Genomic DNA, 8,273 nt, shown 5'->3' with positions numbered 1-8,273 from the left:
GGGGGGTGGCGCCTCTGAAAGCCCCGCTCCTACGAAAAGCAAGCGCTCTCGTCCCCCGATCAGAAATCCACCTTCCCCCGCCCCGCCTTGATCGCCCCGCGCTTGCTCTTGCCTTCCAGACGGCGCGTCTTCGAGCCCAGCGTCGGCCTGGTCGGGCGGCGCTTCTTCTCCACCTTCGCAACGCTGCGGATCAGCTCCGCCAGGCGGTTCAGCGCATCCTCGCGGTTCTGCTCCTGGGTGCGGTACTGCTGCGCCTTGATCACCACCACGCCGTCGCTGGTAATGCGCTGGTCGCTCAGCGCGAGCAGGCGTTCCTTGTAGAACTCCGGCAGCGATGAAGCGCGCACGTCGAAGCGCAGGTGCATGGCGCTGGATACCTTGTTGACGTTCTGCCCGCCCGCGCCCTGGGCGCGGATGGCGTTCAGCTCGATCTCGGCATCGGGGATCTGCACGGTGTTGGAAATCTGCAGCATGGGAAGGATTCAGGGAGGAAATGATCGTCAGGATACCGCGCACCGCCGCGTCTGTCCCGAAGCCATCTAGTTCGCCTCGCAGCGCCCGTTCCTGACTTTCGCGTCAATTTTTGTATACGAATTTGTGTACAAATTTTTCTTGCAATGTCATCAATTCACCATTAGAACCCAGCCTGTCACCGACCGCAGCCAGTCCTGCGGGACGCCGGCCCCGAAGCCACGAAAAATAAGAACAACACAGAGGTGCAACATGGTTTCTTCCGCGATGACGGCCCTTGGCGCCGCCCGCCCCCAACCGCGTTCCAGCCGCCGCCTGAGCACCGGCCGCCGGTTCGCCCTCGGTACCGCGCTGGTGCTCGCCCCGCTGGGGATGGCACAGGCCGACGACGATCGCTTCTTCGAGTGGACCAGCAACACGCTGGGCTTCCGCTACGGCAAGGGCTTCACCAACCCGAACAATCCGCACGACATCAGCAAGCGCATCTTCAGCTTCAGCCACGCTGACGGTTACCGCTACGGCAGCAACTTCTTCCACCTCGACGTGCTGCAGTCCGACAGCGATGACCCGCGCAAGGGCACCGACAGCGGCAGCAGCGAGGTCTACGGGGTGTTCCGCAGCCAGCTCTATGCCTCGCGGGTGTTCGACCTGCCGCAGGGCAAGGGGCTGGTGAAGGACCACGCCTTCACCTTCGGCTTCGACGCCAGCCGCAACAACAACCTCGGCTCGGCGAAGAAGCGCGCGCTGGTGTTCGGCCCCACCCTCAAGTTCAACGGGCCCGGAGTTCTGGATCTCTCGCTGTTCTACTACCGCGAGAAAAACCACTCCGGCATCCCCAACGCGAAGCACCCGGACCACACCTTCGACACCACCTACATGGTCAACCTGACCTGGCTGCGGCCATTCCAGCTGGGCGACCACGGGGCGAAGTTCCAGGGCTTCCTGAACTACACCGGGAAAAAGGGCGAGGACTACAACGACAACGACACCGCGCCGGAGACGCTGGTGCGCACCTCGCTGATGTTCGCCACCCTGCCGGGCACCAAGCGCCAGCCGAACCTGTGGCTGGGCGTGGGCTACGAGTACTGGCACAACAAGTTCGGCGTGGACGGGGGGCGCGGCACGCGCACCTCGACGCCGACGGTGAACCTGGAGTTCACCTTTTAGCTTCGGAAGTGGCGGCGGTTCGCGAGCAAGCTCGCTCCTACAGGGAGCGGCCCGCGCAGGACAAGCTTTTCGTAGGAGCGAGCTTGCTCGCGAACCCGCCCAATCGTAGGGCGCATAACCTGGAACAGGTAATCCGCCGTTGCCCGCGCGGCGGGTAACGCTGGCGCGTTATTCGCCCTACAAAGGCTCTCCACCCGATGGCTCTGAAATGGAAAAGCCCGGCACTCGCCGGGCTCTTTCCTTCGGGCGCCACAGGGAGCATCAGCTCTCCTTGCAGGCCACCCCATCAGCGGGTTCGCCGCCTTTCCAGTCCTTGTACAGCGTGGCGTCCTCGCCCTTGGTCCACCAGATGTACTGGCCGGCAGCGTACTTGGCGCCGGAGGCGGAGATGACGTTGGCGAAGACCAGGCTGGAGGCGTCGGTTACCGGCACCACGGCCAGGCTGTTGTCGCCCTTGTTCAGGTACTGCACGCTGATCTTGCGGCCGTCCTCGCACTTGTACGAGACGCTGCGCGAATCCAGCTTGGCGTCGCCGGGCAGCACCAGCGCGTCGACCTGGGGTGCTTTCTTTTCCTCGCCGCCGCAGGCGACGAGCAGGACCGGCACGGTCGCCGCGAGCAGCCAAAGTGCTTTTTTCATGAGTATCCCTCTGACGAAAAATGGCCCGGTCACTCTAGGAAAGGTCGGGCCGCGCGGTCAATCGCGGGCGGCCCGTCTCAAAGTCGGGCGATCAGTCCGCCAGCGCCGTCCGCACCTCGCCCCGCACCGAACCCTGGCGCTTGAGGCGATAGCAACCGTACATCATCAGCAGCCACACCGGGATCGCATAGACCGATACCTGGATGCCCGGGGTGAGCAGCATGACGCCGAGAATGAACACCACGAAGCCCAGACACAGCCAGTTGGCCGCCGGATAAGCCACGGCGCGGAAGGCAGTGCGCTTGCCGTCGGAATCCATGCGCGCGCGGAACTTCAGGTGCGCCAGGCTGATCATCGCCCAGTTGATCACCAGCGCGGCCACCACCAGGGACATCAGCAGTTCCAGCGCGCGGGCCGGCACCAGGTAGTTCACCAGCACGGCGAGGAAGGTCACCGCCGCCGAGACCATCAGCGAACGCACCGGCACGCCCCGGCTGTCCACCTTGGCCAGCGCGCGCGGTGCATCGCCCTGCTCCGCCAGGCCCACGAGCATGCGGCCGTTGCAGTAGGTGCCGCTGTTGTAGACCGACAGCGCGGCGGTGAGCACCACGAAGTTGAGGACGTGGGCGGCGGTGCTGCTGCCGATCATCGAGAAGATCTGCACGAAGGGGCTGCCGCTGTAGGAATCGCCGGAGGCATTCAGCGTTTGCAGCAGGCTGTCCCAGGGGGTCAGCGAGAGCAGCACGGTGAGCGCGCCGATGTAGAAGATCAGGATGCGGTAGATCACCTGGTTGATCGCCTTGGGGATCACCTGCTTCGGCTGGTCGGCCTCGGCGGCGGTGAAGCCGAGCATCTCCAGCCCGCCGAAGGAGAACATGATGATCGCCATGGCCATCACCAGCCCGCTGATGCCGTTGGGGAAGAAGCCGCCGTGTGCCCACAGGTTGCTCACCGCCGCCTGCTCGCCGCCGGTGCCGCTGGCCAGCAGGTAGCAGCCCAGGGCGATCATGCCGACGATGGCGGCGACCTTGATGATGGCGAACCAGAATTCCGCCTCGCCGAAGGCCTTCACGTTGAACAGGTTGATCGCGTTGACCACCACGAAGAACAGCGCGGCGGTCGCCCAGGTCGGCACCTCCGGCCACCAGTAGTGGATGTACTTGCCCACCGCGGTGAGCTCCGACATGCCCACCAGGATGTACAGCACCCAACAGTTCCAGCCCGAGAGGAAGCCGGCGAAGCCGCCCCAGTACTTGTGCGCGAAGTGGCTGAAGGAGCCGGCGACGGGCTCCTCGACGATCATCTCGCCGAGCTGGCGCATGATCAGGAAAGCGATGAAACCGGCGATGGCGTAGCCGAGGATCATCGACGGGCCGGCGGACTTGAGCACTCCGGCCGAACCGAGGAACAGCCCGGTACCGATGGCGCCGCCGAGGGCAATCAGCTGGATATGGCGATTCTTCAGGCCGCGCTGGAGCTGGCCTGCGTGTTGAGTTTCACGCGTCATGCGTCACCTGTTGTTTTTATCTGTGACGGGAATCGGCCGCCCGGCTTGTGGCCAGACGGTGCGGGCAAGGCAAGGCTAAAGAGCGATGGAACGAGCGGGCTGATTGGGGGCTTACTGGGCGTCGGGCTGCACCTCCGGGGCGGCCTGCTGGAAGGCTTCGAGGGTCTCGCAGCGCGCGGCGATGGCGAGCAGGCGCGGGCATCCGCTGAGGTCGCAATCGAAGCGGCGGGCGTTGTACAGCTGGGGAATCAGGCAGGCCTCGAAATAGCCGGGGCGCTCGCCGAGGGACAGCGGGCCGCTCCAGTGGGCGACGCCCTCCTCCACCGCGCGCAGGCCGGTCTCGACCCAGTGGCGGATCCAGGCGTTCTTCGCCTCGTCCGCTACACCCAGCGGGCCGCTGAGGTATTGCAGCACGCGCAGGTTGTTCAGCGGATGGATATCGCAGGCGATGTGCAGCGACAACGAACGCACCTGCGCACGTTGCAGCGCATCGCGCGGCAGCAGACCGGGTTGCGGATGGGTTTCGTCGAGGTATTCGAGGATCGCCAGGGACTGGGCGATGCGCGCGTCGCCATCCACCAGCAGCGGCACCAGCTCCTGCGGGTTGAGCGACTTGTACTCGGCGGCATGCTGCTGGCCGCCGTCCTTCACCAGGTGCACCGGCACCTGGCGGTATGCCAGGCCCTTGAGGCCGAGGGCGATGCGCACGCGGTAGGCGGCGCTGGAACGCCAGTAGGAATACAGAGTGAGCATGGCGGTTCTCCGCAGGCGGCCACGCGGACTGCGCGGCCGCCCAGCAAGCGCGTTACTGGTCGGAGATCACGCCACGGCGAATCTGGTCTTCCTCGATGGATTCGAACAGGGCCTTGAAGTTGCCCTCGCCGAAGCCCTGGTTGCCCTTGCGCTGGATGATCTCGAAGAAGATCGGGCCGATCACCGTATTGGTGAAGATCTGCAGCAGGATGCCGTCGTCGCCCGGTGCGCCGTCGATCAGGATGTTCAGCTCGCGCAATTGATCCAGCGGCTCGCCGTGGCCGGCGACACGGGTGTCGACCTTGGCGTAGTAGGTGTCCGGGGTGCTCATGAAGTCCACGCCGTTGGCGCGCAGCTGGCGCACGGTGGCGTAGATGTCCTCGGTGGTCAGGGCGATGTGCTGGATGCCTTCGCCGTGGTATTCGCGGATGAATTCCTCGATCTGCGACTTGTCGTCCGCCGACTCGTTGATCGGGATGCGGATCTTCCCGCAGGGCGCGGTCATGGCGCGGGACAGCAGGCCGGTGAGCTTGCCTTCGATGTCGAAGTAGCGGATCTCGCGGAAGTTGGCGATGCGCTCGTAGAAGCCGGACCAGACATCCATCTGGCCGCGCTTGACGTTGTGGGTCAGGTGGTCGATGCACAGCAGGCCGACGGCGTTGTCGTTGGCGCTGCGGCCTTCGATGAACTGGAAGTCGACGTCATAGATGCTCTTGTCGCCATAACGGTCGACGAGATACAGCAGCGAACCGCCGATGCCTTCGACGCAGGGAATGTTCAGCTCGCCGAAGTTGGCGTGGCTGCCGACCAGCTTGGCGCCCTGGGATTCGACGTAGGCGGCGGCCTGGGCAGCGTTCTTCACCCGGAAGGCCATGGCGCAGGCGCTCGGGCCGTGTTTTTTGGCGAACTCGTGGACGTGGCCGGTGGGGCTGCCGTTGAGCACGATGTTGATGTCGTTCTGCTGGAACAGGAAGACTTCCTTGGAACGGTGCTTGGCGGTCTCGGTGAATCCCATGCCGGTGAACAGCTGGCGCAGTTGCTCGATGCCCTGGGCGTCGGGGGCGGTGAATTCGACGAACTCGAAGCCGTCGGTGCCGATGGGGTTGTGTTGCTCGATCTTGGTCACGGCGTTCATCCGGCCTCCTCGTTGTCGTTATCGGCTGGCTCGGCGCGGGGCCGTCCAGGCGTCTGGAATGCCTTCATCTCAACTGTCGCGAGACTTTGGAACAAGCCGGGCGCCGCCGGTTTGCCGCGTGTTCGCGGGGTTGGCCCGGAAAGAAATCGTTACGACGGCAAAAGCCCCGTGCGGCATGCCGCCGCACCGTAAAGAATTCGTGACAAGGTGGTGCGCCAGCCTGCCAGTGCGAGTGCCGCGCTCTCGTCACGGCGCCGTGCGGCGGCTACCATGCGGCCATTCTCCCCCCGCCCGAACCACACTATGGCCCGCGCCGCTCCCCCCGATTTCGAAGCCACTCCGGCGTCCCTGCGCGCCCTGGCCCGCAGCTATCCGCGCGGCCTGCATATCGAGCCGCACTCCCATGACTGGGGACAGGTGCTCTATGCCATGTCCGGGGTGATGTGGCTGGAGACGCCTTCCGAAGCTCTGCTGGTGCCGCCCAACCGCGCCGTCTGGCTGCCGCCGCAGGTGCCCCATGGCATCCGCGTGGTCAGCGAGCTGCAGATGCGCAACATCTACCTGCGACCGGGAACGGCGGATTCCCTCGGCGAGCAGGTGCAGGCGTTCGAAGTCGGCGGGCTGCTGCGCGAATTGATCGTCCGGCTAGTTGAGCATGAGCGCGAACCGGACACCGATTACTACCAGGCGCTGTCGCAACTGGCCGTGCTGGAACTGCAACGCGCGCGCAGCCTGCTGCTGCGCGTGCCGTTGCCGGACGACTCCGACCGCCGCCTGCTGAACCTGTGCCTGGCGGTGATGGCCGAGCCGAGCCAGGAGGTTTCCTTCGAACAGCACGCCGCCGACGCCGGCGCCAGCGTGCGGACCCTGGCCCGTCTGCTCCAGCGCAGCCTGGGCATGGGTTTCGCCCAGTGGCGCCGGCAGGTGCAGCTGGCCACGGCGGTGGCACAGCTCAACGAGGGCATCGCGGTGAGCCAGATCGCCCATGGGCTGGGGTATCAGCCGGGGAGTTTCAGCGAGATGTTCCGACGCGAACTGGGTGTGGCGCCTTCGGAGTATTGCGGCAGGTAGCCCGCGTTGGCTCCAGCGTCCCACGCTCCTACAGGTAAACAATGGTGCCAGGCGGTTCGCGAGCAAGCTCGCTCCTACGAAGAGCCCGACACCCCAGCTCTGGCTCTGGCTCTGGCTCTGGCTCTGGCTCTGAAGAGTCTTCCAGATAAACGTCCGCGCACTCCGAATGGCCCCGTTCAGGAGGCCTCGTTGAATTGGAGTTTCAGGGGTTGAGCGACATGGATGTCGCGAGAGCCGCGATGGGCCAGGGATGGCCCTTCGCGGCGTGCCCCTGAAACTTCGATTCAACGAGGGAATTTTTCGCCTAGGCGAAAAACCGGATGTCCGGGGCAAGACCTTTTGGTTCCTTTTGGGAGGGCGGCTATCCGACGTTTGCCAAAAGGGACTCGCCCGAGGGGGCGAAACACAAAGCCTGCGCGTACACCGGAGCGGCGCGGAAACACCCAAGTCGAAGCAGTCAAACAGAATCAACGAACAGGGGCGCCGGCCCTGCCCTCGGATCGCGGGCGCATTGCTGATGCGCGCGTCAGCAAGAAAGGATTCCGCCGCGTGGGATTTCGCGGACAAGGTCCGCTCCTACGGGGTCGGTGCAGCACCGCAGGGAGCATAACCCGGAACGGGTTATCCGCCGATTACCTCGCGCCGGCCCTGCCCTCGGATCGCGGGCGCATTGCTGATGCGCGCGTCAGCAAGAAAGGATTTCGCCGCGGGGGATTTCGCGGACAAGGTCCGCTCCTGCGGGGTCGGTGCAGCGCGTCATGCGCTCGATCACCCGCACCTGGCACGCCCATCCAATACCCCCACCCACATCTGTCCGATATTCCGAAGCCAATGACCGACGGCGCCATGGCGCGGCTCCTAGACTGGCTCCATTCCCGCCAGCCGCCGGAACCACCCGCGGAGGACAACATGAGCTACCTGATTTCCCTGGCCATCGGCATCGCCGTCGGCCTCGCCTACCACTTCCTCGACTTCCGTTCGCCGGCGCCGCCGCTGGTGGCACTGGTCGGCCTGCTGGGCATGCAGATCGGCGAGAACGCCCTGCCGATGCTGACCCGCTGGCTCCACTGATTCCCTAATCAACAACTGATTGCCAAGGACCCGCGCCATGAAAGCCCTGCAATTCGACCGCACCGGCGACCTCGCCGCCCTGAGCTTTACCGAAGTCACCGACCCGGTACCCACCGCCGATGAAGTACTGGTGGAAGTCCACGCCGCCGGCCTGAACCCCAGTGATGTGAAGAACGTCCTCGGCCGCTTCCCCTACACCACCCTGCCCCGTGTGCCCGGCCGCGATTTCGCCGGCACCGTGGTGCAAGGTCCGGCAGAGCTGCTGGGCAAATCCGTCTGGGGTACCGGCAAGGGCCTGGGCTTCACCCGCAACGGCAGCCATGCACAGTTGATGAGCGTGCCGGCCGGTGGCGTGGCGCTGATGCCCGAGCGCATGAGCTTCGCCCAGGCCGCCAGCTGCGGCGTGCCCTTCACCACGGCCTGGGACGCGCTGGAGCGCAGCCAGGTCGGCGCCGGAGC

General features: G+C 65.3%; 9 protein-coding genes. 4 read left to right on the top strand and 5 right to left on the bottom strand.

Features of this window, described 5'->3' with window-relative positions; genetic code table 11:
• Positions 1 to 59: 59 nt before the first annotated feature.
• Positions 60 to 473 (bottom strand): alternative ribosome rescue aminoacyl-tRNA hydrolase ArfB, encoded by a 414-nt coding sequence (gene arfB / locus ACCC94_RS25390; protein WP_413352390.1) that lies wholly within the window; start codon positions 471 to 473, stop codon positions 60 to 62.
• 370 nt (positions 474 to 843) lie between these two features.
• Here arfB and ACCC94_RS25385 point away from each other — a divergent pair, with 370 nt between their 5' ends.
• On the top strand, positions 844 to 1,638 hold the full coding sequence (locus ACCC94_RS25385; protein WP_413352391.1) for a nucleoside-binding protein: 795 nt from the start codon (positions 844 to 846) through the stop codon (positions 1,636 to 1,638).
• Between the two features lie 261 nt (positions 1,639 to 1,899).
• On the opposite strand, the gene ACCC94_RS25380 is transcribed toward ACCC94_RS25385, so the two are convergent.
• From ACCC94_RS25380 to hppD, 4 genes are all read right to left on the bottom strand, one after another.
• A complete protein-coding gene (locus ACCC94_RS25380; RefSeq protein ID WP_413352389.1) occupies positions 1,900 to 2,277 on the bottom strand; it encodes an MliC family protein in 378 nt (125 codons plus the stop codon).
• A 91-nt stretch (positions 2,278 to 2,368) separates the two neighbouring features.
• Positions 2,369 to 3,784 (bottom strand): amino acid permease, encoded by a 1,416-nt coding sequence (locus ACCC94_RS25375; RefSeq protein ID WP_413352388.1) that lies wholly within the window; start codon positions 3,782 to 3,784, stop codon positions 2,369 to 2,371.
• A 111-nt stretch (positions 3,785 to 3,895) separates the two neighbouring features.
• Positions 3,896 to 4,537: a maleylacetoacetate isomerase gene (gene maiA / locus ACCC94_RS25370; RefSeq protein ID WP_413352387.1), complete on the bottom strand. Its 642-nt coding sequence runs from the start codon at positions 4,535 to 4,537 to the stop codon at positions 3,896 to 3,898.
• 52 nt (positions 4,538 to 4,589) lie between these two features.
• Positions 4,590 to 5,672 carry a 4-hydroxyphenylpyruvate dioxygenase gene (gene hppD, locus ACCC94_RS25365; RefSeq protein WP_413352386.1) on the bottom strand — a complete coding sequence of 361 codons (1,083 nt, stop codon included), beginning with the start codon at positions 5,670 to 5,672 and terminating at the stop codon, positions 4,590 to 4,592.
• Positions 5,673 to 5,975: 303 nt separating this feature from the next.
• Here hppD and ACCC94_RS25360 point away from each other — a divergent pair, with 303 nt between their 5' ends.
• From ACCC94_RS25360 to ACCC94_RS25350, 3 genes are all read left to right on the top strand, one after another.
• Entirely contained in the window at positions 5,976 to 6,743 is a 768-nt protein-coding gene (locus ACCC94_RS25360; RefSeq protein WP_413352385.1) for an AraC family transcriptional regulator, read from the top strand.
• 909 nt (positions 6,744 to 7,652) lie between these two features.
• Positions 7,653 to 7,814, top strand: coding sequence for a DUF1427 family protein (locus tag ACCC94_RS25355; protein WP_413352384.1), 162 nt, complete (start codon positions 7,653 to 7,655; stop codon positions 7,812 to 7,814).
• 37 nt (positions 7,815 to 7,851) lie between these two features.
• Positions 7,852 to 8,273, top strand: a 422-nt coding sequence (locus tag ACCC94_RS25350) for an alcohol dehydrogenase catalytic domain-containing protein (RefSeq protein ID WP_413352383.1), incomplete at its 3' end; no start/stop codon positions are given.

The organism is Pseudomonas sp. Pseusp97 (genome assembly GCF_047304025.1).
Lineage (GTDB): Bacteria > Pseudomonadota > Gammaproteobacteria > Pseudomonadales > Pseudomonadaceae > Pseudomonas.
This window is presented reverse-complemented; position numbering and strand designations above follow the sequence as displayed.